This window comes from Agrobacterium sp. RC10-4-1, from assembly GCF_014138475.1.
Classification (GTDB): Bacteria; Pseudomonadota; Alphaproteobacteria; order Rhizobiales; family Rhizobiaceae; genus Agrobacterium; species Agrobacterium pusense.
This window is the reverse complement of sequence record NZ_JACJIT010000027.1, coordinates 1-1,318: the sequence shown is the minus strand read 5'-3', so window position 1 is coordinate 1,318 and position 1,318 is coordinate 1. Positions and strand designations below refer to the sequence as shown.

Below are 1,318 nucleotides of genomic sequence, written 5' to 3'. Positions count from 1 at the left end.
TGTAGTGGCCCCATAAATATCTGGACGCGATCTCCCACTTGTTAAGTGTGAGGAGTAATGTGCCCATTATGACTAGTCACATCCCTAAGATAGAAGTGTTGTCGGGCCCAGAGCGCCGCCGTCGCTGGTCGACAGCGGAGAAGCTGGCGATAGTCCAGGAGACCTATGAGCCTGACGTCACGGTCAGCATCGTTGCTCGACGGCATGGCATTCAGCCGAACCAGTTGTTCGCCTGGCGTAAATTGGCGGCGCAAGGTGCGCTGACGGCGACGGCATCGCAGGAAGAGGTCGTGCCGGCATCCGAATACAGAGCGCTTCAGAACCAGGTGAAAGAGCTGCAGCGCCTACTCGGCAAAAAGACGATGGAAGGCGAAATCCTCAAAGAAGCGCTTGAAATAGCATCAGGGTCAAAAAAACACCTGTTGCGCTCGCTCTCGTTGCCGAAGGACGGTTCACGATGACGGCGGTGTGCGAGACCCTTGGTATCGCCCGATCCAACATTGCGGAACGTGTGAAGCAACGTCCTTCCAGAGCCCGAGGGCGGCCGCCGCTGGCTGATCAGGAATTGATGGATGAGATCAAGACGATCATCGATGACATGCCGACCTACGGATATCGCCGGGTCCATGCGATCCTGCGCCGTAAAGCCCGCAGCGAAAACCGTCCATGGCCAAATGCCAAACGCGTCTACCGGGTGATGAAGGTTCACGGCATGCTTCTTCAGCGCCATACGGGTGCAATCGACACCCGTCGCCACGATGGCCGCGTCGCCGTCGAGCAATCCAATCTGCGTTGGTGTTCAGACGGGTTTGAAATCGGCTGTGACAACAAGGAGAAGGTCCGCGTTGCCTTCGCTCTCGATTGCTGTGATCGCGAGGCAATTGCCCATGTCGCGACCACCGAGGGCATCAAAAGCGAGGACGTCCAGGACCTTGTCATCACGGCTGTTGAGAACCGCTTTGGTCTCATCAATACCCTTCCAAAGCCAATCGAATGGCTGACGGACAACGGCTCCTGCTTCATCGCAAAGGACACCAGGTCGCTACTTATCGACATCGGCATGGAGCCGTGTTCGACGCCCGTCCGAAGCCCCCAATCCAACGGAATGGCCGAAGCCTTCGTCAAAACCTTCAAGCGCGATTACGTCTCGGTGAATCCCTTGCCGGACGCCATAACCGTTATCGCGCAACTCCCCTCATGGTTCGAACACTACAACACCCTTCACCCGCACAAGGCATTGGGGTATTGCTCGCCTCGTGAGTTCTTAAACCGTCAAACAGAAACCTGATCCTGTCCGGTTTTTAAGGGGCAACTCCAC

The 1,318-nt window shown here is 56.5% G+C and carries 1 protein-coding gene; it reads left to right on the top strand.

All coding sequences use genetic code 11. The features are described 5' to 3' along the window. The first annotated feature begins 68 nt into the window (after window positions 1–68). Window positions 69–1,288, top strand: a protein-coding gene (locus FHW77_RS26560) for an IS3 family transposase (RefSeq protein ID WP_173615937.1) whose coding sequence is annotated in 2 segments (ribosomal slippage) — window positions 69–408 and window positions 408–1,288 — 1,221 coding nt in all. Because the reading frame shifts where the segments join, the coding sequence is not laid out codon by codon here. The last annotated feature ends 30 nt before the right edge of the window (window positions 1,289–1,318 follow it).